The 22,588-nt window shown below is 40.1% G+C and carries 21 protein-coding genes; 14 read left to right on the plus strand and 7 right to left on the minus strand.

All coding sequences use genetic code 11. The annotated features are described in order from the left end of the window. Positions 1-64: 64 nt before the first annotated feature. On the minus strand, positions 65-637 hold the full coding sequence (yeiP, locus tag H5116_RS05100) for an elongation factor P-like protein YeiP (RefSeq protein ID WP_002962153.1): 573 nt from the start codon (positions 635-637) through the stop codon (positions 65-67). A 194-nt stretch (positions 638-831) separates the two neighbouring features. Between yeiP and H5116_RS05105 the strand changes: the two genes are divergently transcribed. Then, positions 832-1,218 carry an MmcQ/YjbR family DNA-binding protein gene (locus H5116_RS05105; protein ID WP_024596739.1) on the plus strand — a complete coding sequence of 129 codons (387 nt, stop codon included), beginning with the start codon at positions 832-834 and terminating at the stop codon, positions 1,216-1,218. A gap of 35 nt (positions 1,219-1,253) precedes the next feature. Here H5116_RS05105 and H5116_RS05110 read toward each other — a convergent pair whose 3' ends face one another. From H5116_RS05110 to fadI, 3 genes are all read right to left on the minus strand, one after another. Beyond that, positions 1,254-1,763, minus strand: a complete 510-nt coding sequence (locus H5116_RS05110; protein WP_024596740.1) for a GNAT family N-acetyltransferase — start codon at positions 1,761-1,763, stop codon at positions 1,254-1,256. A 74-nt stretch (positions 1,764-1,837) separates the two neighbouring features. Then, a complete protein-coding gene (fadJ, locus tag H5116_RS05115; RefSeq protein ID WP_182715669.1) occupies positions 1,838-4,045 on the minus strand; it encodes a fatty acid oxidation complex subunit alpha FadJ in 2,208 nt (735 codons plus the stop codon). Then, positions 4,045-5,355, minus strand: coding sequence for an acetyl-CoA C-acyltransferase FadI (gene fadI / locus H5116_RS05120; protein ID WP_004335629.1), 1,311 nt, complete (start codon positions 5,353-5,355; stop codon positions 4,045-4,047). Before fadI ends, fadJ begins: the two co-directional genes overlap by 1 nt. 306 nt (positions 5,356-5,661) lie before the next feature. Here fadI and H5116_RS05125 point away from each other — a divergent pair, with 306 nt between their 5' ends. The 9 genes from H5116_RS05125 to H5116_RS05165 all read left to right on the plus strand — a co-directional run bounded on the left by H5116_RS05125 (position 5,662) and on the right by H5116_RS05165 (position 14,955). Further along, positions 5,662-6,618 carry a MoxR family ATPase gene (locus H5116_RS05125; protein ID WP_007377762.1) on the plus strand — a complete coding sequence of 319 codons (957 nt, stop codon included), beginning with the start codon at positions 5,662-5,664 and terminating at the stop codon, positions 6,616-6,618. 3 nt (positions 6,619-6,621) lie between these two features. Next, entirely contained in the window at positions 6,622-7,566 is a 945-nt protein-coding gene (locus tag H5116_RS05130; RefSeq protein WP_182715670.1) for a DUF58 domain-containing protein, read from the plus strand. A 2-nt stretch (positions 7,567-7,568) separates the two neighbouring features. Then, positions 7,569-8,003, plus strand: a complete 435-nt coding sequence (locus H5116_RS05135; protein WP_004335624.1) for a DUF4381 domain-containing protein — start codon at positions 7,569-7,571, stop codon at positions 8,001-8,003. After that, positions 7,996-8,982 carry a VWA domain-containing protein gene (locus H5116_RS05140; protein WP_182712767.1) on the plus strand — a complete coding sequence of 329 codons (987 nt, stop codon included), beginning with the start codon at positions 7,996-7,998 and terminating at the stop codon, positions 8,980-8,982. The genes H5116_RS05135 and H5116_RS05140 overlap by 8 nt, the downstream gene beginning before the upstream one ends. Next, positions 8,982-10,913, plus strand: coding sequence for a VWA domain-containing protein (locus tag H5116_RS05145; protein ID WP_182715671.1), 1,932 nt, complete (start codon positions 8,982-8,984; stop codon positions 10,911-10,913). The genes H5116_RS05140 and H5116_RS05145 overlap by 1 nt, the downstream gene beginning before the upstream one ends. Beyond that, positions 10,907-12,565 carry a BatD family protein gene (locus H5116_RS05150; protein ID WP_182715672.1) on the plus strand — a complete coding sequence of 553 codons (1,659 nt, stop codon included), beginning with the start codon at positions 10,907-10,909 and terminating at the stop codon, positions 12,563-12,565. The genes H5116_RS05145 and H5116_RS05150 overlap by 7 nt, the downstream gene beginning before the upstream one ends. Before the next feature lie 61 nt (positions 12,566-12,626). Further along, positions 12,627-13,184, plus strand: a complete 558-nt coding sequence (locus tag H5116_RS05155; RefSeq protein WP_032827217.1) for a sigma-70 family RNA polymerase sigma factor — start codon at positions 12,627-12,629, stop codon at positions 13,182-13,184. Next, positions 13,184-13,936: a DUF3379 family protein gene (locus H5116_RS05160; protein WP_138489429.1), complete on the plus strand. Its 753-nt coding sequence runs from the start codon at positions 13,184-13,186 to the stop codon at positions 13,934-13,936. Before H5116_RS05155 ends, H5116_RS05160 begins: the two co-directional genes overlap by 1 nt. Before the next feature lie 164 nt (positions 13,937-14,100). Beyond that, positions 14,101-14,955 carry a Tim44 domain-containing protein gene (locus H5116_RS05165; RefSeq protein WP_182715673.1) on the plus strand — a complete coding sequence of 285 codons (855 nt, stop codon included), beginning with the start codon at positions 14,101-14,103 and terminating at the stop codon, positions 14,953-14,955. Between the two features lie 46 nt (positions 14,956-15,001). Here H5116_RS05165 and ggt read toward each other — a convergent pair whose 3' ends face one another. After that, positions 15,002-16,675 (minus strand): gamma-glutamyltransferase, encoded by a 1,674-nt coding sequence (gene ggt / locus H5116_RS05170; RefSeq protein ID WP_182715674.1) that lies wholly within the window; start codon positions 16,673-16,675, stop codon positions 15,002-15,004. 98 nt (positions 16,676-16,773) lie between these two features. Further along, positions 16,774-17,316, minus strand: coding sequence for a GNAT family N-acetyltransferase (locus H5116_RS05175; protein ID WP_182715675.1), 543 nt, complete (start codon positions 17,314-17,316; stop codon positions 16,774-16,776). A 51-nt stretch (positions 17,317-17,367) separates the two neighbouring features. Here H5116_RS05175 and H5116_RS05180 point away from each other — a divergent pair, with 51 nt between their 5' ends. Further along, positions 17,368-17,733, plus strand: coding sequence for a hypothetical protein (locus tag H5116_RS05180; RefSeq protein ID WP_004335608.1), 366 nt, complete (start codon positions 17,368-17,370; stop codon positions 17,731-17,733). A 101-nt stretch (positions 17,734-17,834) separates the two neighbouring features. Here H5116_RS05180 and fabB read toward each other — a convergent pair whose 3' ends face one another. Next, positions 17,835-19,046: a beta-ketoacyl-ACP synthase I gene (gene fabB / locus H5116_RS05185; RefSeq protein ID WP_004335606.1), complete on the minus strand. Its 1,212-nt coding sequence runs from the start codon at positions 19,044-19,046 to the stop codon at positions 17,835-17,837. 179 nt (positions 19,047-19,225) lie between these two features. Here fabB and mnmC point away from each other — a divergent pair, with 179 nt between their 5' ends. From mnmC to H5116_RS05200, 3 genes are all read left to right on the plus strand, one after another. Further along, positions 19,226-21,235: a bifunctional tRNA (5-methylaminomethyl-2-thiouridine)(34)-methyltransferase MnmD/FAD-dependent 5-carboxymethylaminomethyl-2-thiouridine(34) oxidoreductase MnmC gene (gene mnmC, locus H5116_RS05190; protein WP_182715676.1), complete on the plus strand. Its 2,010-nt coding sequence runs from the start codon at positions 19,226-19,228 to the stop codon at positions 21,233-21,235. Positions 21,236-21,302: 67 nt separating this feature from the next. Then, complete coding sequence (locus tag H5116_RS05195) at positions 21,303-21,626, plus strand: hypothetical protein (RefSeq protein WP_004335602.1); 324 nt, start codon at positions 21,303-21,305, stop codon at positions 21,624-21,626. Positions 21,627-21,808: 182 nt separating this feature from the next. Beyond that, complete coding sequence (locus H5116_RS05200) at positions 21,809-22,444, plus strand: NAD(P)-binding oxidoreductase (protein ID WP_182715677.1); 636 nt, start codon at positions 21,809-21,811, stop codon at positions 22,442-22,444. Positions 22,445-22,588 lie beyond the last annotated feature (144 nt).

Raw genomic sequence — 22,588 nt, forward strand, 5'->3', positions numbered from 1 at the left:
CCCGCGCACAAAAAAGCCGAACCTGTTAAACACAGATTCGGCTTTTAAAATTATAATTTACGCGTTACTTTTCAGCACGACCCATAAATTTGTGTTCAACAGTATTAATACGGATACGGTCACCTGTTGAAATATGCTCTGGCACAGAAATATTTAAGCCAGTAGACATACGTGCAGGTTTTGAACGAGCACTTGCAGATGCACCTTTAATAGATGGGTCTGTTTCTTCAACAACAAGTTCAACACTTGACGGTAAATCAAGTCCTACTGGCGCGCCATCAATAACAATGACGTGTACGCCTTGCGTTTCTTCATTAACAAATAAAATTTCTTCGCTAATAGCATCTTTGTTTAAGTTGTAAGGCGTGTAATCTTCATTATCCATGAACACATACTCGTCGCCATCAATGTACGATAGCATTACTTCACGGCGTGTTAAATCAGCCAGCGTTAGCATGTCACTGTCTTTAAATGTTTCGTCAACTTTACCACCGGTTACCACATCGTATAAACGCATACGGTATAAACTACCACCAGCACGACCTTGCGGCACAGAGCGCACAATATCTTTTACAACTAAAACGCGGCCATTGAAGTCAATAGCAGTACCTTTTTTAACATCACTCGCCTTTGGCATGTGTGAATTCCTATTATTTTTTTGATTGGCAGAAACATACCACGAACTGGATTTTGTTCAACTAAAATTACGTTGGTTTTACGCTACATGTTGTATTAGCTTGTAAAATTTTAATTTATACTAAAATACATATAATCAAATGTGAAAAAAACTGCTATGGTAGCTTTACCGAGTATGACTTCAAGGAATGGATCATGGACCAGAAAAAAGTACATGAGTATTTAGTTAAAAAACCACTTGTTCAGGTTACAAAACCATTTGCGCAAGAGGTTGATGTATATAAAGTGAATCATAAAATGTTTGCGACTCTTGCTATTGGCAATGACGGTCAAACTAATGATGATGGTGAGGTTATTTGGTGGCTTAACTTAAAATGCGATCCTGATGAAGCAATATCATTGCGTGATACTTTCCCGGCAGTGATCCCTGGTTACCATATGAATAAACGCTTATGGAACACAGTAATTTTAGACGGCACAATTGCACAAAGTGAAATTGAGAGAATGATTGATAACTCATTTAATTTAGTCGTAGAAAATATGCCAGAAAAAGACCGCAAAGCTATCGCACTTCACTTGTAGCACTTTTTGGGCTAGGCTACTAGCCCATTAAAACCTTAAACCTTAAGCGTATAAATTAAATCGTCATATAACTTTTCGCCTATTGTATGCACTTTAAAAAGTGTATCGGTATGGGTTAAGCCACACTTACTAAGCACCTTTTCAGAACCAATATTGCCACGCGTTACGACAGCTTTAAACTGCCTAATACCACATTCTTTCCAAGCCCAATCAATCACAGCTCTTAAAGACTCTGTCGCGTAGCCTTTATTAAAATACTCTGGCAATAATAAATAACCAAGCTCTGCGGTTTCTCCGTCATAGGCAAAGCCTGTAACACCCACTGGTTGTTTTGTTTTATTATTAATAATGAGTAAGCACAGTGGGTGGCGTGATTTAGTATTCCACTTAGGTAAGCGTATCTCAAAGCGGTTTCTTATCAGTGACTCCATTGGCATATCAAAACAATACTTAAGGACTTGAGGATCGCGATGAAGCGCTAGAAAAAGAGGCCAATCAGATTCTTCCATTTGGTACATGCTCAATCTTTGTGTAAATAATGTCATTAAGCTCCTCATTTAAATATTAAAAATCATAAAAAAACCGCATCTAAATGCGGTTTTTATAAACAGTAGAAACTTTATTCTTTTGTTTCAATCTCTTTAGTAACTTCAGGCTCAGTGACACTTTGCTCTTGTGGCTCAGTGCTTTGTACTTCAGGAGCTACAACCTCAACAGTTGCTGCATTATAAAAAGTAGTACCAGAGCTTGCCATTGTTACCAGTGACTCACATGGAGCAAAGTTAGCATCGCTGTTAGCCAATGTAGACATATCAGAGCTTATTTTACTTGCGCCTAATTTATCCATATAGCTAAACGGGCCACCTAAAAATGGTGGGAAACCAATACCAAATATTGCACCAATGTCGCCATCACGAGGGCTTGCAATAATGCCATCATCTAAACAGCGTACTGCTTCGTTAAGCATTTTCGATACACATCGCTTAGCAATTTCGCTTTTGTTTAAACGTGGAGCTGGGGTAACATCCAATAGTTCGTAAACTGACTCATCAACCTTTTTGCCTTTTTTATCGTATTCATAAAAACCACGACCGGACTTACGGCCAAGGCGTTTTGAATCAATCATACGCATAAATGCATCAGGGCCTTTAAAACGCTCACCTAATTCTTTTTCAAGAATTGGAGCAATTTTAGAGCCAATATCAATCCCTACTTCATCAAGTAGAGCCAGCGGTCCTACCGGAAAGCCAAACTCAACTAGGGCTGCATCAATCTTTTCAATTGGCTCACCCGCAAGCATTAAATTAGCAGCTTCGTTTAAGTAAGGCGCTAAAATACGATTTACGTAAAAACCGGCCATGTCTTTTACAACAATTGGCGTTTTACCTTGCTTACGTGCAAAGTTAACAACGCGAGCAATAGTCTCTTTAGATGTACCTTCGTGTGGAATAATTTCCACTAATGGCATTTTTTCTACTGGTGAAAAGTAATGTAAGCCAATTACATTTTCAGGACGTGCTGCCTGCGCTGCAATTTGCGAAATTGGTAATGATGACGTGTTACTAGCAAAAATTGTATTTTCTTGGCATTGCTGCTCTACGTCGGCAACCATACCTTGCTTAAGCGCAAGATCTTCAAACACAGCTTCTATTACTAAATCAATGTGTTTAAAGCCGCTGTAGTCTGTTGTACCTGTAATACGGTTCATTGTTAACTGCATATCAGCTTTAGACATAATACGGCGCTTAAGGCGCTTGTCTAAAATTTTGTAGGTGTAGCTCATTGCATTACTAATGCCCTGCTCTGCTACATCTTTAATACGTACCGGTACTTTAGCTTTAACAGCACTTACGTGCGCAATACCTGCGCCCATTAGTCCACCACCTAAAACAGCAGTTTTGCTAATTGCGGGTGCGTCATCATTGCGCCACTCTTTTTTCATTTCAGTGGTTGCAAAGAAAATACCGCGAAGCGCTTTCGATTCGTCACTCATTACAAGTGTTGCAAAGCTTTCAGCTTCTGTTTTATACGCTTTTAGCTCATCAAGCTCTACACTAGCACGCACAGCTTTAATAATAGCGAGTGGTGCTGGGTAGTGCCCGCCCGTTTTTTTAAGTACGTTTTCTTTAGCTTTTTTAAAGATAAAGTTACGGCCAAACGGGTTTGACTCTAGTAATTTACTAATATTGTCGAGCTTTGGCTCTTTTGCTTGTGGCTTTTTCTTAGTCGCAAATTCTTTTGCAACTTTTAGCAGCACACTGTGTGGTACACAGTCATCAAGCACGCCTGCTTTTTTAGCTTGCTTAGGGCGAATTTGTTTACCTGTTAGCATCCACTCAAGTGCTTTTTGAATACCAACAATTTTAGTTAAGCGCTGCGTACCGCCGCCACCTGGTAGTAAACCAAGTTGCACTTCTGGTAAGCCAATTTTTGTTAAATCGCTGTCGGTACCAACACGGTAGTCACACGCTAAAGCAAACTCTAAACCACCACCTAATGCAGCGCCATGAATCGCACTTACTGTTGTGTATGGCAGTTTTGTCATATCAAAAAATGCTTGATGGCATAGTTCGCTAATAGCTAAAGCATCATCACGCTTTTGAACGCTATCAAGCATTTTTACATCGGCGCCCGCGATAAAGTTATCGGTTTTTCCGCTTATAAATACCATGCCTATTACATTTTGCGACTTAGCGTCTTCTAATAATGCTTTTAAGTCATCGGCAAAACTACTGCGCAGGGTATTCATTTTCTCCCCTGGCACATCAATCGTTACTACGGCAATTTTGTTTTCATCTACCGCTAAATTAAATACTGAATCAGTCATTACGCGCTCTCCAATACAAAGGCTGCACCTAAACCACCAGCAGCACACGCTGTTGTTAATGCCAAACCGCCACCACGACGTTTAAGCTCGTGTAAGCTTTGCGTAATTAAGCGTGCACCTGTTGCTGCAAATGGGTGACCATATGCTAAAGAGCCGCCGTTAACGTTAAACTTATCCATGTTAATTTCGCCAATTGCTTTGCTGCGACCTAAATGCTCTTGTGCAAATTTGTCTGAGGCAAACATTTTCATATTGGCAAGTGTTTGCGATGCAAACGCTTCGTGCATTTCAATTAAATCTAAATCAGCAAGCGTAATACCCGCTCTATCTAGTGCAATAGGCGTTGAATGAGCTGGGCCCATTAACATGTCTTTTTCTACGCCAATTGCCGAAAATGCAAAACTACGTACGTAACCTAGTATTTCATAGCCAAGTGCTTTTGCTTTGCTTTCGCTCATCATAAGTACGGCCGCTGCACCATCAGTTAATGGTGTTGCATTTGCAGCGGTAACAGTACCGTGCTGACGGTCAAAAACAGGTTTAAGCTTGGCGTAGCCTTCAACCGTTGAGTTTTTACGAATGTTGTTGTCTTCTGAAATAAAGCTTTTATATGGCGGTAAATGCGCCGTCATTACTTCATCTTTTAACTTACCATCAGCCCATGCTTGCGTTGCAAGTGAGTGAGAACGATGCGCTAACGCATCTTGATCTTCACGGCTAATGTTGTGTGTTTTAGCCATTTGCTCAGCAGTTTGCCCCATTGAAAGGCCTGTTGAGTACTCTGCAACTGCAGGAGGCACTGGTAATAAGTCTTTTAAACGCAGTTTTGAAAATATTTTTAAACGTTGACCAAGCGTACGCGCTTTATTTAAATCAACTAAGCTGCCTGCTAGCTTTTTACTTACACCAATTGGCAATACTGATGACGAATCTGCGCCACCTGCAATACCTACACTTACAGATCCCGCCATAATAGACTCAGCTACATTAGCAATAGCCTGAAAGCTGGTAGCACATGCGCGCGATACAGAATATGCATCAACCGATACAGGCATACCTGTGCCCAATACAATTTCACGTGCAATATTTGGCGCTTCTGGCATTTGTACTACTTGACCAAATACAAGTTGATCAATTTCTGACTTATTGAAATTTAATCGTTCAAGCATTTCGTTAACCACCAATTTCCCCATATCAAGTGCAGGTACATGGTGAAACGCTGTTGCTTGTTTTGCAAAAGGTGTACGTAAGCCGCTAACGATGGCAATACGGTCGCCCTTTGGTGTTTTTAGTATGTTTTGCTCAGACATTTATGCTCTCCCGCTGACAGGTCTGACCTGTTTGTTTTCCTCGATTCTAAACAACCCGTGCCCTAAAGCCAATAGATAAACACAAATTTATATAAACAGTGTTTAATTACGACTATCACAATAGGCTTTTTTAGACGCATTTACAAAGTTTTGTGGTACGCTAAAATTCGTTAAAAAATAACGAACTATTTTAAAAAATACAGTCTAACTCTTGAGTTACCCAATTATAAACCTTATAAATAGGTCAGTATTTATCACCTAACACTATTAGGTACAAACCCAGCTGACGAGGACAGTCCACTTATTATGGCAGCTAACGCATTTTCACAATTAAAAACGTACTTAGATACACAAATCATTGGCCAGCCAGAGCTTACTCAAGCGCTACTTATTGCTATTTTAGCTGATGGTCACTTATTAGTAGAAGGCCCTCCTGGGCTTGCAAAAACACGTGCAGTTAATGCACTTGCTAAAGGCATTGAAGGCTCATTTCAGCGCGTACAGTTTACGCCAGATTTATTACCAGCTGATGTAACAGGTACCGATATTTACCGCCAACAAACTAGCGAGTTTGTATTTGAAAAAGGCCCTCTTTTTCACAACCTAATTTTAGCTGACGAAATTAATCGTGCACCTGCCAAAGTACAATCAGCACTATTAGAAGCCATGGCAGAGCGACAAGTTACCGTGGGTAAAAATACCTATCCGCTTAGCGAACTGTTTTTAGTTATGGCAACGCAAAACCCGCTAGAGCAAGAAGGGACTTACCCGTTACCAGAAGCCCAGCTGGATCGCTTTTTACTGCACCTAAGTATTGACTACCCTGGCGCAGAGCATGAGCTTGATATACTGCGTTTAACACGCGGCGAAGCGCTTAACGAGCAACAACCAGTAATGCAAAAAATTAGTCAAAGCGATTTATTTGCAGCTCGTAAAGAAATATTAGGCCTTTATTTAGCAGAGCCACTTGAGCAATATTTAGTACAACTTATTATTGCCACTCGTGAAGGCGCTAAATTAGACGCGCAACTAGGTAGCTGGATTGAGTTTGGTGCAAGTCCGCGTGCAACAATAGCACTTGATAAATGTGCTCGTGCTCATGCATGGCTTCAAGGCCGTGACTTTGTAGCACCTGATGATATTCAAGCTGTTGTGCATAACGTACTGCGTCATCGCATTATTTTAAGTTACGAAGCCCAAGCCGATGGCATTACTAAAGATCAAGTAATAAGCCGTATAGTTGAACTTGTAGCCGTACCATAAGTTATGCAAAAACAATTAGAAATCCAAGCATGGCTCAAACAGAGCCATAGCCACGGTGTTAATTTAGCACTCAAAGAGCTGATGTATTACAAAGCCAAAGCGCAATTGCTTGAACTTGCCCCTAAGGTAAAAATAAAAAACACCTTAACAGGGCAATACCTTGCACCGCACAAAGGCCGAGGAATGGAATTTGCCGAAGTGCGACATTATCAGCAAGGTGACGATATTCGCTCTATTGATTGGCGAGTTACTGCGCGTACCGGCGAGACTCACACAAAGCTCTTTCAAGAAGAAAAAGAGCGCCCTGTGTTTGTGTTCACTGATTTTTCTAACTCAATGCTGTTTGGCTCAAAGTTACTGTTAAAGTCGGTGCAAGCTGCGCATATAAGCGCTCTTGTTGCATGGTCGGCGTGTCAGCGCGGCGATAGAATTGGCGGTATTGTGTTTAATCAGCACTCGCATTTAGAGCTAAAACCCAGCGCCCGTGAAAAAGCCGTGCTTAAGCTTTGTCATAATTTATGCGACAACCACCAGCAAGCGCTTAACAATATTGATAAAACAGCCACTAACAACTTTAGCGATAACCTAAAGCGCCTTAACCATTTAGCAAAACCAGGCAGTTTAGTGTATTTAGTGTCTGATTTTAATGCTCTGGATGATGCCAGCTTTAAGCAACTTGAAATATTAAGCCGCCACTGCGAGCTGATTGGTTGCCACATAAGCGATCCATTTGAGCATCAGTTACCTGCGTTTAAGCAAGCCGTTACCGTTAATGCAAATGGTCAAGACTTTGCCCTACCATTAATGGATAACAGCTTTAGAGAACGCTTTGCTAAAAATGCTGAGCAAGCATTTAGCGCGCGCTTTAATCGCCTAACTAAATCGGGTCTTAATTTAATATCATTCAATGCAGCAACACCGCTTGAGCTGCAATTAGTGAGAAAATAACCATGCAAACCAATCCACTCGATGGCCTGCACGATATAATAGCGCCAAGCCAAGTTAATTGGTGGCCACTCGCCCCTGCTTGGTGGGTTATTATTGCACTGCTGTTTTTAGCACTGTGCGCAGCTATTTATATATTTTATAAAAAACATAAATTTAAAAAGCCTAAACGCTACGCAATACAATTGAGCCAAAGTGAGCAAAACCCTCAGCAACTGCATATTATTTTAAAACGTTTAGTGATTGAATATTACGACAAGCGACTTGCTGCGCAATCTACCTCTAAATGGTGCACAACACTTAATACACTCACCGGTTTAAGCTTTACAGAACAAGAAATACTAAGCTTGTATAACCCCAGTCAAAAAGATACAACACTGTGCGAAAAATTTCGCCAAGGTATTAAGCAATTTAAAATAAAGGAGTCAGTAAATGTTTGAATTTAGCTGGCCATGGTTATTTTTATTACTACCCTTGCCTTTATTACTTTTACTATTAAAACCCGCAGCAAGTAATGCCAGTACGCGTTTACGTATACCCAGTTTTGCAAAGCACAATTTAACCAGCCAAAGCATCGAGCCACACGCACGACGTTTAAATCCCCTCGAGTGGGTAATTTGGTTATTACTTGTTACTGCTGCTGCCAATCCAACATGGTTAGATGAGCCAATTTCATTACCAAATGAAGGACGCGATATAATGTTAGCGGTCGATTTATCAGGCTCGATGACCGAACAAGACATGGCTTATAATGGCCAATATGTTGACCGCCTTACCATGGTAAAAGCTGTACTCAGTGATTTTATAGAGCAACGTCAAGGCGACAGGCTTGGGCTAATATTATTTGGCGACACCGCGTTTTTACAAACCCCGCTCACCCGCGACGTTAAAACAGTAAGTAAAATGCTCAGCGAAGCGCAAATTGGTTTAGTGGGGCGCGCAACAGCCATTGGTGATGCATTGGGTCTTTCGGTAAAACGCTTTGCCAATAAAGATGAAAGTAACCGAATTGTGGTGCTATTAACCGACGGACAAAACACCGCGGGCAATCTAAACCCAGAAGATGCCCTACTGCTAGCTCGCGAAGAAGGTATTAAAGTGTACACCATTGGTGTTGGCTCAGATAATCCGCGCGGCTTTAGTCTCTTTAATGTGGGAGGCTCTAGTGGCAGTAATTTAGATGAAAGCTTACTTAAAAAGATTGCCGAGCAAACTGGCGGATTATACTTTAGAGCTAAAGATGTAGCTGGCCTTCAACAAATTTACGCAGAGCTTGATAAGCTTGAACCTATTAGCGCTGATGAACAAACTTTTCGCCCACAAAGCTCATTATTTTACTACCCGTTACTTATCGCTATTTTACTTATTAGCTTAAAAGTAATGCTTAGTACACTGCGTGCATTAAAGGAGCCAAACTAATGGATTTTGAATTTATTCGCCCCGCTCTTTTATGGTTACTCATACCTGCTGTGGCATTATTTTTTGTTGCCTTAATTAAGCATAAAAAAACGACTAGTGAGCAGCTAATTGCACCTCATTTAGCACAATTTATAATGAGCGAAGCAAACACTAAAGCCAGCCAGCCACTTTGGTTAGTTGCTTTGTTTTGCAGCCTTGGCATTTTATTTAGTGCTGGGCCTAGTTTTGAGAAAAAACAAGTTCCTGTATTTCAAAGTAAAAGTGCCCGTGTAATTGTTATGGATATGTCGTACTCAATGTACAGCACCGATATTTTGCCAAATCGTTTAATGCAATCACGCTTTAAAGCGCTTGATATGATTGAGCTATTTAAAGAAGGTGATACCGCGCTTGTAGCTTACGCAGGCACGGCCTATGTAATTTCGCCACTAACAAACGATGCCACAACACTCAGTAATTTAATTCCAAGCTTAAGCCCTGAAATAATGCCAGACAAAGGCTCAAACGTTTTAGCCGGTCTTGATATGGCCAAAGAGCTATTAACGCAAGCGGGTTATATTGATGGCGACATTATTTTAGTAACCGACGGTATTGACCAACAAGAACAAAGCGACGTGAGTAGCTTTACCAGTAACACCCAATATAGATTAAATATTTATGGTGTAGGTACCGCTCAAGGCGCACCAATTAAGTTACCTGAAGGCGGCTTTTTGAAAGACAGATACGGCCAAATTGTAGTACCTACAATTAATGCCTCTCAGCTTAAAAATTTAGCATCAAGCAGCGGCGGTAAATTTGCTAGTTACCAACCTAGCAATAACGACATAAATACGTTTGCTCCAAATGCGCAGAGTGAATTATTGAAAGACGAAAAACAAAGCCACGCACTTTGGCGAATAGATGCAGGTATTTACGGACTCTTGTTATTACTGCCATTTGGTTTGTATTTATTTAGACGCGCTGCCTTGTTAGGCGCATTTTTAGCTTTTGGTTTTTTACCGCAACAAAATGCGTATGCCGTAGAGCTCCCTACTCTTTTGCAAAATGCAGATCAACGTGCATTAGAGGCTTACAATAATAAAGAATACGATGCAGCAACACAGGCGCAATCGAGTGAGTTGAAAGGCGCGGCGCTTTACCAGCAAGGTAATTTTGATGCTGCACTTAATGAGTTTAGTAATGATAAGTCGGCTACCGGATTATACAACTACGGTAATGCCCTTGCCAAAGCTGGCAAACTTGAGGACGCAATTGAGGCGTACAAACAGGCCCAAACCTTACAAGATGACTTTACACAAGCAGCCGATAACCAAGCCTTAGTTGAGCAATTACTAAATCAACAAGAGCAACAAAACCAGCAAGATCAGCAAAGCGACGGCGACGACTCTCAAGACCAAGATGATAATCAGAAAAAAGATGAGCAAAACCAAGGGCAAAATTCTGATGAGTCAAAACAGGATCAGCAACAAAATGGTGATAAAAGCGATTCTGAAAAAGGCGAAAACGAAAGTCAAAGCTCAAGCGATGAAAAATCAGATAAAGAATCTGAACAACCCAAAGATCAACAAGGTGAGCTTGGCGAGCAATCAGATAAGCAAAATGAACCTGATATGCAAGCCCAGCCACAAAGCGAACAAGGGCAAAATAAAGACGCTGATCAGCCTAAAGAGGATGAGCAGCAACAAAGTAAGCCACAAGCAATAAGTGAGCAACCTGCCACTGATGAGCAAAAACAAAATGCTCAGCAACAAGCGATGCAAGCCCAAGCAAGTGAGCTCACTAATGAAGAAAAAGAAAAAGCACAACAGCTTAATCAACTACTTAGAAAAGTCCCGGACGATCCGGCTATTTTATTACGGAATAAAATGCAATTAGAAGCCCAAAAAAGACAATACAAACGTCGCCCTACAGGAGTCGAAAAATCATGGTAATGCGATTATTTTGCTGTTTATTGCTATTAAGTGCGATGCCTTCGTGGGCTGCCACCAAATTAGAAGCCAGCGTAGATAAAAACCCTGTATTAGCGGGTGAATTTTTTATGCTTAATATATCGATAGACGATACAGTTAAAGGCGAGCAACCAGACACCTCATCGCTGTTAAAAGACTTTGTTGTAGGCCCGACGAGCTTAAGCTCTCGTACCAACATTATTAATGGCAGCATTAATAAACAAACTACGTGGTCAGTTAAACTAATGACCCGTACAGAGGGTGATTACACGATACCGGCATTTAGCGTTGCAGGGTTAACCTCACAACCTATTAAGTTAAAAGTGGCAAAACGCTCAGTTGATGCAGATAAAAATAACGAAATATTTTTAAAAACGTCACTCTCGAGTAATTCATTATTTGTCCAAGAAGCCGGTGTTTACACTGTTAAGCTCTACCTTGCCAAAGAACTGCTTGATGGCAGCTTAAGCACACCAAGTATGGAAGATGCTCAGCTAACCCAATTAGGTAAACAAACTGAAAGTTATGAGCTAGTTGATGGCAAACGCTACCTTGTTATTACTCGTGAGTATTTGATTCAGCCACAAAAAAGTGGTGCCTACACGATTGCAGGCCCTGCGTTTCAAGGGCGAGTACAGCAAAATTACCGCCAACTGGAGGTATCTGCTCTTGGCGATGATCAGCAAGTAGAAATAAAACCAATCCCGAGTGACTATAAAGGTGCATGGTTACCAAGCGAATTGGTTAACCTTGATGAAGAATGGCAACCTAACGACAACACAGTAGAAGTAGGTACGCCTATAACTCGTACTATTACACTTACCGCGCTTGGAGTTACAAAAGAGCAATTACCTGAAATCTCTATGCCTACTATTGATGGCATACGCAGCTACCCTGATCAAAAAGAAAATAACAATGCAGTGCGAGACGGACGCGTTGTGTCGCAGCAAACGGCATCATATGCCTTACTGCCGCAAAAACCAGGTACTTATACTTTGCCTGAAATAAAGCTGCCTTGGTTTAATACCAAAATGAACCGTATTAGCGTAGCTACATTACCAAAGCGTACTATTACAGTAACGCCAAGTACTACCGCGCCTAATACAGCCATAGCAAACCCACAACCCAGCACAAATAATTCACCTACTCTTGAAAATATTTCGAATCAAGCAACTGGCACACAACCTATTGAAACTAAAAGTGATACTCCTCTTTGGTTAATAGTTGTTGCCGCTTTAGGGTATATTTTATGGATTGGTACTGTAATTTTTTACTTAATAAGCCGTTCTACTAAAAATACGACTGAAAAATTACAGCTAAACACCCGTGGTACTTCTCAGCCAAGCTTAAATGAGCTTAAAGCATTAGCTAAAACACACGATGTGAAAGCCTTTTACACCGCATTAAATAACTTTTCTGTAAAGGTGACCCATAAAAATGTTGGCGCGATTGATGAGCTCTGCATCCGTGTAAACAGCAGCGAGCTTAATGGTCTTATTAGCCAATTGCAGGCACAACTTTATAGTAATAAAGGCGCAAACATGGATCTTAATGCTATTATTAAAATTCTTGAGAACTATCAAACTCAGGCATCAAAGTCGCAACAAACTGTATTAAAAGACCTTTATGATTAATAACTACGAACCTCAGGTCTTTTTTTGCAATAACTAATAATTTTTAATTAAAAAAGTGCTTATGCTTGGAAAGAAAAAATCAAACAATCAGGTCTTAATCGATATGGCAGAGAAACAAAAGCGTTATGAAGCCTTGGTCCACGTTTACAATAAAGAGCTTTATCGCTTTGCTTATTGGTTATGCCGTGATCCGCACATAGCAGATGATTTAGTACAGGAAACGTTTTTACGCGCATGGCGTTCACTCGACTCTTTACTTGATCAAAAGGCAGCTAAACCCTGGCTGCTTACTATATTACGAAGAGAAAACGCACGCCGATTTGAACGTAAACAGTTTGATTACAGCGACGTAGAAAACGATACGCTTGTTGATGAAACCAGCCATTCATTAGACGATGAAATGGAACAAACGGTAATTCAACGCCAGATTGCACTGCTATCTGATGAATACCGAGAGCCATTATTACTGCAAGTTGTAATGGGCTGCTCTGGTGAAGAGATTGCAGGCATACTTAATTTAAATAAAAACACGGTAATGACTCGTTTATACCGTGCCAGAAATCAACTTAAAGAGGCTTTAAGCCGTGATGATGAACAACTTAAAGGGGCATCAAAATAATGGATGAACTTGAGTTTCGTCGCCGCACTATTGCGCAGCCAAACGACATTGACAAGGAGCTTATGGAGTTTGCTGACAATAACCCAGAGCGACAAAGTTTTATTAACGATATGAAAGATTTTGATAAATTCATTCAAGATTCTTTAGATATACCTGTGCCTGAAAATCTTGCAGACCGCATTCTTTTAAACACATCGTTAAAAGAAAAAGCACTCCAAGAAGAACAAGCAACTGGTAAAAACGTGGTTGATGCTCGATCGCGTTTTAAGTTTGATCGTGTACATCTTGCGTTAGCAGCGTCTTTTGTAGTGGCGATTAGTGCCTTCTTTTTTAGTACAGAGCAAAATATTGCACACGAAGCAGGTGAGCATGCGCTTGCCCATGTGTACTACGAAATTAATGCGCTTGATAAAAAAGAGCCCATTAGCCTACAAAGCGTCAACGACAAGCTTGCAGTATTAGGTGGTCATCTTGATGAACTTCCTGGCGCTGTAACTTATGCGATGTTTTGTGATTTTAAAGGCGAAAAAGGACTGCATTTAATATTTGAGTCTGACTTTGGTCCTATGACGGTATTTATAGTGCCTTCTGAAAATAAATCATTTGGTTTTGGGGATGACAACTTCCGCGATGAGCGCTTTGAAGGTCACATTAATCGTGGCTCACAAGCTGATACTATTTTAGTGGCAAGTCTTGGAGCACCTCTAGATACATACAATGAACGCGTTACTGGCGCAATTCGCTGGCTTTAAAATAGACAAATTTACCGCTTAGTTTCTACTGAGCGGTTTTTTGATTATATACTCACCAACAAAGCGTTTCTTCACTCCCCAAAACCTCTGATTTTTAAAGTAATTAATTAAATTCCTAAAGAAAGTAAATTATAATCGCGGCTCGATTTTAATTAGGGAATTTCATGAAGAACATCATCGTTATTTTTTCATTATTGGCATTATTATGTACTGCCAGTTTTGATGCACACGCACGTAAAAAATTTGGCAGTAGTAAACGCGGACAGACACCTGCAACACAACAAACAGCGCAAAAACAACAAACAGATACAACAACACCTAACGCTACACCTAAAGCCACATCAAATAAAAAAGGCATTATGGCAGGCATTTTTGGAGGGCTTTTAGCGGGTGGCTTAATTGCAGCAATGTTAGGCGACGATTTTGAAGGTTTTCAGCTATTAGAAATGATTTTATTAGCTGGCGCACTCTTTATTTTATTTAAGCTAGTAACGGGCTTTTTACGTGCTAATCGTGCCCCACAACTTGCCAGTGCAAGTACAAGTGCTCAGCAAAATGCTTTTAAACAAGCACCTATCGAGCAACCAACAAGTACCGGCTTTGCAAGCAGCGCCCCACAAGGTGAAAGTGTGCCTTTTAATTTACCACCTAACTTTGACGTTAATGGCTTTTTGCAAGGTGCCCGTAGTCATTACCATACGCTACAAACTGCATGGAACAATGCCGATTACACCACAATGGCTGAATACTTAAGCCCTGCACTTGTTGCCGAGTTTAAAGCTGAACGTGAAGCTATACAAAGCGTAGAAACAGAAGTGATGTTTATTGATGCCGAACTTGTGCGCGCAGATACAAACGCGCAATCGTGGCAGGTTAGTGTTCGCTTTAAAGGTAAGTACCGTGATTTAGGCGATAAAAAAGAAGAGCCTATTTTAGAAATTTGGCACTTAGAGCGTCTAATTTCAGACGACGCTCCATGGCTAATAGTGGGTGTTGAAGATTTAATTGATACTCAATAATTTTGTATTGTTTAAAGCACCGCGCTTTTAGCGCGGTGTTTTTTATTTAAAAAACAATCGATTTTCCACGTCCTGATGCTTCAGAAGCGGCATCTAGTTGGCCCTCTTTATTAATAATAACGTGTAAGTCACCAAAGTGATTCTCATCTATGGTGTAACCCATTTTTGTAAGCTCTGCTTTTACGCTATCGGTTAAACCTATGTGTGTTCTAATTATATTTTTAGGCCACAGTTGATGATGAAAACGAGGGCTATTTACAACCTGCTCTGCAGTCATATCAAACTCTACCGCATTTAAGATAGATTCGTACACAGAGCTAATAATTGTTGTGCCACCTGGCGAGCCTGTCACCATTTTAACGGTGTTGTCTTTAAGGAGTATTGTAGGCGTCATAGAGCTAAGCATACGCTTGTGCGGCTGTATTTCGTTAGCTTTGCCGCCTATTGCACCAAACACATTCATAACGCCTGGTTTGGCACTAAAATCGTCCATTTCATCATTTAAAATAAACCCTGCACCTTCAACAACTACACCGCTACCAAACCCTAAGTTTATTGTGGTGGTATTTGCGACAGCGTTACCCATTTTATCAACGATTGAAAAGTGTGTAGTTTGCTCACTTTCTTTAAGGCCCGGTTTAATATTTTCGGTAGTCGAGATAGCGGTTAACGAAATGCCATTACTGCGCTCTTTGAGGTAGTTAATATTAGTTAATGCGTTGACTGGTACATCAAAAAAATCAGGATCGCCTAAATACTCCGCCCTATCTGCAAATACACGTTTACCTATTTCAGAAAGTAAGTGTACATACTGAGTAGAGTTATGCGCTAAGCCCGCATCTGGTTTTTGTAACTCATACATTTTAAGCCACTGTAAAATAGCAATACCACCTGAACTCGGCGGTGGAGAAGTAAGTACTTCATAACCATTCCAACTCGCTTTAATAGGTGTACGTGATTTAGCGGTGTAACCTTTTAAATCATCTTGATTAATTATACCGCCATGTTGGTGCATAAATTTAGCAATAATATTTGCAGTTTCGCCTTTATAAAACCCATCTTGGCCGTTATCACGGATACGCTTTAGCGTTGCCGCTAACTCGGGTTGCTTAAATACTTTATTAACTTTTACATCAGCAAAGTATTTTTCGAAGTTTACATTTATTTTTTGCTCTTTTAGGTGGGCTATATAATTGCTCACACCTTTTGCTAACTTAGGCGGAACTACAAACCCTTGCTCAGCCAACGTTACCGCTGGTTGTACTAATTCTTCCCACTTTAAAGTGCCATGTTTTTTATGGGCAAGCCACATGCCCGCTACACTGCCAGGTACACCGCTTGCATGAATACCATATATTGATTTGTTTGCAATAACATTACCTTGCTCATCTAAATACATATCACGATGAGCCGCTGTTGGCGCTGTTTCGCGATAATCTATAAAATCGCCCTTGCCATCTTTTTGAATAAGCATAAATCCCCCGCCGCCAATATTGCCGGCTTCAGGAAGCGTTACTGCAAGTACAAATTGTGCCGTAATAGCCGCATCAACAGCATTACCGCCTTGCTCTAATATACTTTTAGCAGCATCGGCACTGAACGAGTCAGGCATTGCTACCGCACTTTGCGATAAAGGCTGCGCTAAAACACTAAAAGCAGCGAACTGTAAAACCAGCACACTTTTGACGATTAATTTACGTGGTGAAAAAAGCAATCCCATACAAAATCCTTAATTTATTATTTTTTAGTTACGCATTCTTATTAATGCACGTCAGTTAAGGACAGGTCAATCTTTATACTGTTGATATTTAATCATCTTTAAACACTTTTTGAATAAAGCACCGCAGGTAAGTCGCCTTGCTCGTCTGTATGTGTATAATTTTTTATAAATTGCAGACCTAGCTTTTTCATTATATTTATAGAAGCCGTATTATCTTTTAGTGCCGTTGCACTTATCGCCTTAACGTCATCTTGCTTTATAAGTTCATCACATAATGCTAAAGCCGCCTCGGTTGCATAACCATGCCCCCAACTTGCTTGCTTAAAGCGCCAGCCTATTTCAATATCACTGTAGTTTGGTGCATCAGTAAAAAAGCCCATAGGCCTTATTAATACCCAACCTATAAATGTATTGGTTTGCTTTATAGTGATACTCCACAGCCCCCAACCTTTAAGCTCATTTCGATATGCGAGCATACGAGGCACTCCCTCATTTTTTATTTGCTCTAAAGAGGTAGGTTCACCTCGTGTTAAATACTGCATTACAGCTGGGTCTTGGTCGAGTTCAAATAATTGAGGCCAATCATGCTCATTCATTAATTTAAAATTTAATCGTTTTGTTACGGGGGTGTTCATTTTCATTGTTGTATAGTCTGCCTCGAATTAATTATCAGTCTCTAAAGGAGATAGCACATGAATAAATTAGCAGGTTTAGCTTTATTAGGCACTTTAATTACATTAACTGGTTGTGAAGATGCCAATGAAGTTAAAGAAGATACAAAAGATAAAAGCGCACAAATGCAAGAAAAGCTTGGTGATGCATGGAACGACGTTAAAGAGACAACTAACGATCTTAAAAATGACGAGTCTTTAAACGAGCTATTAGAGCAAAGTAAAGCAATGGGCTTAGACATGTACGACGACGGCAAAGAGATTGCGGTTGACGCATGGATTAAAAGCAAAGAAGCTGCTGGCGAGTTAACTGAAAAAACTAAGCAAAAAGCGCAAGAAATTGCAGACGAAATTGAGCAAGCGCGTCAAGAACATAACGAAGGTTAATTAAACTTTCGATAATAAAAAAGGAAAGCCTCGGCTTTCCTTTTTTGTTTTGGGCTATTTAGCCCAGATATGCGTTTGCATATAGGGCTTATAAGCTCAAATTAACCTTTGTACTTACTCATAACTAAAGTCGCGTTTGTGCCACCAAAGCCAAAGCTATTAGACATTACAGTATTTAACTCAACATCACGACGCTCAGTAATAATATCTAAACCTGTCGCTTGCTCATCTAGCTCATCAATATTAATTGAAGGTGCTACAAAGCTGTGCTCTAGCATTAATAATGAGAAGATAGCTTCGTGAACACCTGCAGCACCTAGGGCATGACCCGTCATTGCTTTAGTTGCGCTGATCATTGGTGATTTGCCACCAAACACTTCTTGTATCGCACCTAACTCTTTAACGTCACCTACTGGTGTAGATGTACCATGCGTGTTTAGGTAATCAATACTATCTACATCTTGCATAGCTTGGCGCATACAACGTGCTGCACCTTCGCCAGATGGCGCAACCATGTCGTAGCCATCTGATGTTGCACCGTAGCCAACAATTTCAGCGTAAATGTGCGCGCCACGTGCAAGTGCATGTTCAAGTTCTTCAACTACAACAATACCGCCGCCGCCAGAAATAACAAAACCATCGCGATTTGCATCATATGTACGAGATGCTTTTTCAGGGGTTTCATTGTATTTAGTAGAAAGTGCGCCCATAGCGTCAAATTCCATTGCCAATGTCCAGTGTAGCTCTTCACCACCACCAGCAAACACAACGTCTTGCTTGCCAAGCTGAATTTGCTCTACGGCATTACCAATACAATGCGCAGATGTTGCACATGCAGAGCTAATTGAATAGTTAACACCTTTAATTTTAAAAGGTGTTGCTAAACAAGCAGATGTAGTGCTCGCCATAGTACGTGGAACCATATAAGGCCCTACACGTTTTACGCCTTTTTCACGTAAAATATCAGCAGCTTCTACCTGCCATTTAGACGAACCACCGCCAGAGCCAACAATAATACCCGTGCGCTCATTTGATACTTGGTCGTCAGACAAACCTGAGTCTTCAATTGCTTGCGTCATTGAAATATAAGAGTAAGCAGCAGCATCTCCCATAAAGCGCATTGCTTTGCGGTCAACGTGTGCTTTAACGTCAATATCAATTTTACCCGATACGTTACTACGTAACTTATAATCGGCAAATTCTTGATTAAAAGCGATGCCGCTTTTGCCCGTTTTTAACGATTCTAATACTTCTTCTTTGTTGTTACCTATACTTGATACAACACCGATACCTGTAATTACAGCTCTTCTCATGGGTAATTCCCTTAGCTTAATACTTAATTGCATTCTATTTTACGCGAATTTAATCACCTAAGTGGTCAGCTTTCTAGCGTACACTTGTACTCTGAACTGCTAGCTTATAAATAACGCCAGACTATTTCAAAGAAAACCCGTAAAATAATTAAAAAATATATCTATAAAATTAAAAAATCATGATCAAAAATGCACATATACACTTTAATAATTTAGGTACACCTTTCGCTAATGACTTCGGTGATATTTATTTTTCTAATGACGATGGCTTAGCTGAATCGCATTATGTGTATTATGAGCAAAATAATATAGATGCACGATTACAAAATCATGACCAGCCACATTTTGTTATTGCCGAAACCGGCTTTGGTACAGGTTTAAACTTTTTAAATACATGGCAACGCTTTACTGACCACCTTGCACGTCAACAAGTTCAAAATCAATTAGATAATGGTGTTAAACGCTTACACTTTATTTCATTTGAAAAATATCCACTGCACATAGACGATTTAAACAAAGCACTACAGGCATGGCCTTCATTAAGCGCCTTTAGTAACAAATTATCTAAACAATACCCAATTAATTTAGAAGGATGCCACAGACTCGAATTTGACAATGGACTGGTTGTTCTCGATTTATACTTTGGTGATGCACTTGAATCAATACAAGCAATGAGCTATCCGCAAACAGGAATAGTTGACGCTTGGTATTTAGATGGTTTTGCGCCAAGTAAAAACCCCGAAATGTGGCAGCAAAGTTTATTTAATTCTATGGTCAATATATCAAGGGCAAGTGCAACCTTATCAACATTTACTTCAGCAGGTTTTGTTCGCCGTGGATTAATTGATGCAGGCTTTAATACTAAAAAAGCCAAAGGCTTTGGCCAAAAAAGAGATATGCTTGTTGGCCAACTAGAGTGCGTAAATGATGCTCAATCAGCTCCTGCATATTTTCATCAAGATAGCAGCGCTTTAAAAAAAGTAGCGGTCATTGGCGGCGGTATAGCCAGTAGCTGCATTTTATATAGTTTGGCTAAACGAGGCATAGCAAGCCAATTATTCTGCCAAGATGAAAAACCAGCTATGGGGGCATCGCACAATGTGCAAGGCGCTATCTACCCTCACCTACAAGCTAAAAATTCACCGCACAGCGAATTGTTTGCACATAGCTTTTTATACGCAAAGCGCCTATATAACAACTTACTTAGCAGTGGTTTTAATTTTGATTACGATTGGTGCGGCGTATTACAACACGCAGTAAAAAAGCCTCTGGCCGATAAACATGAAAACTTAGCACAAAAACAACTGTGGCCAACCCAGCTAATGCACAACGTAACCGCAGAGCAAGGCGACGTAATAGCCGGCGTAGAAACAGGTTATTCGGGCGTGTTTTTTGAACAAGGCGGCTGGGTTAACCCTCCGCAATTAGTAAACACCATGTTAAGCGCTGCAAATAGCATAAACCCATTTAAAAGCGTATTTAACTGCAATATAAAACAGCTTAAAAAAACTGACAGCGGTTGGTTTTTATTAACGAATGATGAGCAGTTAGGTCCTTTTAGTGATGTAATTATTTGTGCGGGCGAGCACAGTGATGCATTTGAGCAAACAAAAGCGCTACCAATAGTAGGCGTACGCGGGCAAGTTTCACATATTGAGGCAAGTGAGCAATCACGCAAACTTAAAACAGTGCTGTGCCATAAAGGGTATTTTACCCCAGCCTATTTAGATCATCACTGTATGGGAGCCACGTTTGAAAAAAACACCAAAAGCCGTCAAGTTACAGCGCTCGACAACCAATTAAACCAAGAGCAACTACTTAGCTTTTATCAGCAAAGTGAATTTGCCTCAACCCTTGGCAATATTACCTCGGCAAAAGCAGCTGTACGATGCACATTTATAGATCACCTACCAATGGCAGGGCAATGGTGCGAACAAAGTGATTATACAATGGCCTTTGCTAACTTACGCTTAGGAAAACGCTATCAGTACGAGCAACTTAATAAGCCACAACAAGGCCTACATATTTTTACCGGCTTTGGCGCCCGCGCTTTATGTAGCGCACCGCTAAGTGCAGAACATCTCGTAAGTTGTTTAAATAACGAGCCTCGCCCATTAAGCGAACGTGTAAGCCAAGCTATTCACCCTGCTCGATTTATAGTACGAGATTTAATTCGTAATAAAATTTAAATGACAAAGGTGCTTATTGAGGTAAAATGAGTACCAATAAATGGAATTTATTATTTAAAGGACTTTAATGAAAACTTTAGCATTTTTAATAATACTGCTATGCACTCTATCGTTTAATGTACTTAGCCAAAACGTCACTGAAATCCCACTTCCTGAAGAGTTTGTTACAACAATGGATGTAGCCGGCGAATATCCAATGGTTCGCACTGGTTATTTAACAGATTCAATTTCTGATATCGCTCGCTTTTATCAGCAAAAATTAGGTGAGCCGTTAAAAACAAACGGCAATAATACATATCGCACTTTGTTTTATAATTACCAAGAACATAAGGTTCGTATTAGTCTATATCGCCGTAGTTATGTGACCGAAGTGAGTATAATGGTTGAATAAAAAGTTCTAAAAAACACGCCAAAAGCAGCTAATTTTAATGCTCAGTTAAGTATTGAATTTTAATTAAAGTATTTTTTGAAATTAGCTCATTTAAACTCTTTTTTACCCTTTAAAAATTATCCCCTACCCCAAGGTCTGTTTGTAAGCACATTACTTTTACTATTTATTGGAAGGAGTTAATTATGAGTAAGACCCTAATTATTGGCGCAAGCGGACAAATAGGTAAAATGGCAACTGAGCTACTTTTAAAAAATGAGCAAAATGTTGTGGCATTAGTGCGCGACAAGAATAAGCTAAGCGATTTAAACAGCTCTTTTTTAACTATTGTTGAGCAAGATCTTGAAGGCGATTTTGGCAAAGCAATAAAAGGCTGTGACCAAGTGATTTTTGCTGCAGGTTCTGGCGGAAGTACAGGCGATGATAAAACTGTACTTATTGATTTATGGGCTGCAACTAAAGCAGCTACCTTTGCAAAAGAGCATGGCGTTAAACACTTTATTATGGTCAGCTCAATCGGTGCAGACGACCCAGATTCGATTCAAGGTGATTTAAAACCTTACTTAGTTGCCAAGCACATGGCTGACGAGCACTTAATAAATAGTGGTTTAAATTATACCATTGTTCGCCCTGGTACACTGACTGATGATAGCGCTTCAATGCAAGTAACAACGCAGCGACCAAGTGATCGTTCTGAGGCTAAAATTAGCCGCGAAAACGTAGCCAATGCATTATTACATATTGCGACTAACTCATTTATTAGTAACCGCATTTTTGAGTTATTTGATGGCGACAAACCAATTAAAGCCGCTGTTAAATAAGCTTTAATACCAATTTAATTAAACGTATGAACAATTATTGCAGATTAGTATAGTTCATGGATAAGCCAAAAAATTACAGTGTAGTCGCTCTATATCAGTAACTTTTTGGCGCAATGAATTATTTAATCCGCTTAAGTGATTTAT

The sequence above is a fragment of the Pseudoalteromonas sp. SG45-2 genome (assembly GCF_014164115.1).
Taxonomy (GTDB): Bacteria; Pseudomonadota; Gammaproteobacteria; order Enterobacterales; family Alteromonadaceae; genus Pseudoalteromonas; species Pseudoalteromonas distincta.

Bases quoted from the DNA above. Each gene is read 5' to 3' on its own strand.
- yeiP (WP_002962153.1), bottom strand. From the start codon at position 637: ATGCCAAAGGCGAGTGATGTTAAAAAAGGTACTGCTATTGACTTCAAT.
- H5116_RS05105 (WP_024596739.1), top strand. From the start codon at position 832: ATGGACCAGAAAAAAGTACATGAGTATTTAGTTAAAAAACCACTTGTT.
- H5116_RS05110 (WP_024596740.1), bottom strand. From the start codon at position 1,763: ATGACATTATTTACACAAAGATTGAGCATGTACCAAATGGAAGAATCT.
- fadJ (WP_182715669.1), bottom strand. From the start codon at position 4,045: ATGACTGATTCAGTATTTAATTTAGCGGTAGATGAAAACAAAATTGCC.
- fadI (WP_004335629.1), bottom strand. From the start codon at position 5,355: ATGTCTGAGCAAAACATACTAAAAACACCAAAGGGCGACCGTATTGCC.
- H5116_RS05125 (WP_007377762.1), top strand. From the start codon at position 5,662: ATGGCAGCTAACGCATTTTCACAATTAAAAACGTACTTAGATACACAA.
- H5116_RS05130 (WP_182715670.1), top strand. From the start codon at position 6,622: ATGCAAAAACAATTAGAAATCCAAGCATGGCTCAAACAGAGCCATAGC.
- H5116_RS05135 (WP_004335624.1), top strand. From the start codon at position 7,569: ATGCAAACCAATCCACTCGATGGCCTGCACGATATAATAGCGCCAAGC.
- H5116_RS05140 (WP_182712767.1), top strand. From the start codon at position 7,996: ATGTTTGAATTTAGCTGGCCATGGTTATTTTTATTACTACCCTTGCCT.
- H5116_RS05145 (WP_182715671.1), top strand. From the start codon at position 8,982: ATGGATTTTGAATTTATTCGCCCCGCTCTTTTATGGTTACTCATACCT.
- H5116_RS05150 (WP_182715672.1), top strand. From the start codon at position 10,907: ATGGTAATGCGATTATTTTGCTGTTTATTGCTATTAAGTGCGATGCCT.
- H5116_RS05155 (WP_032827217.1), top strand. From the start codon at position 12,627: ATGCTTGGAAAGAAAAAATCAAACAATCAGGTCTTAATCGATATGGCA.
- H5116_RS05160 (WP_138489429.1), top strand. From the start codon at position 13,184: ATGGATGAACTTGAGTTTCGTCGCCGCACTATTGCGCAGCCAAACGAC.
- H5116_RS05165 (WP_182715673.1), top strand. From the start codon at position 14,101: ATGAAGAACATCATCGTTATTTTTTCATTATTGGCATTATTATGTACT.
- ggt (WP_182715674.1), bottom strand. From the start codon at position 16,675: ATGGGATTGCTTTTTTCACCACGTAAATTAATCGTCAAAAGTGTGCTG.
- H5116_RS05175 (WP_182715675.1), bottom strand. From the start codon at position 17,316: ATGAAAATGAACACCCCCGTAACAAAACGATTAAATTTTAAATTAATG.
- H5116_RS05180 (WP_004335608.1), top strand. From the start codon at position 17,368: ATGAATAAATTAGCAGGTTTAGCTTTATTAGGCACTTTAATTACATTA.
- fabB (WP_004335606.1), bottom strand. From the start codon at position 19,046: ATGAGAAGAGCTGTAATTACAGGTATCGGTGTTGTATCAAGTATAGGT.
- mnmC (WP_182715676.1), top strand. From the start codon at position 19,226: ATGATCAAAAATGCACATATACACTTTAATAATTTAGGTACACCTTTC.
- H5116_RS05195 (WP_004335602.1), top strand. From the start codon at position 21,303: ATGAAAACTTTAGCATTTTTAATAATACTGCTATGCACTCTATCGTTT.
- H5116_RS05200 (WP_182715677.1), top strand. From the start codon at position 21,809: ATGAGTAAGACCCTAATTATTGGCGCAAGCGGACAAATAGGTAAAATG.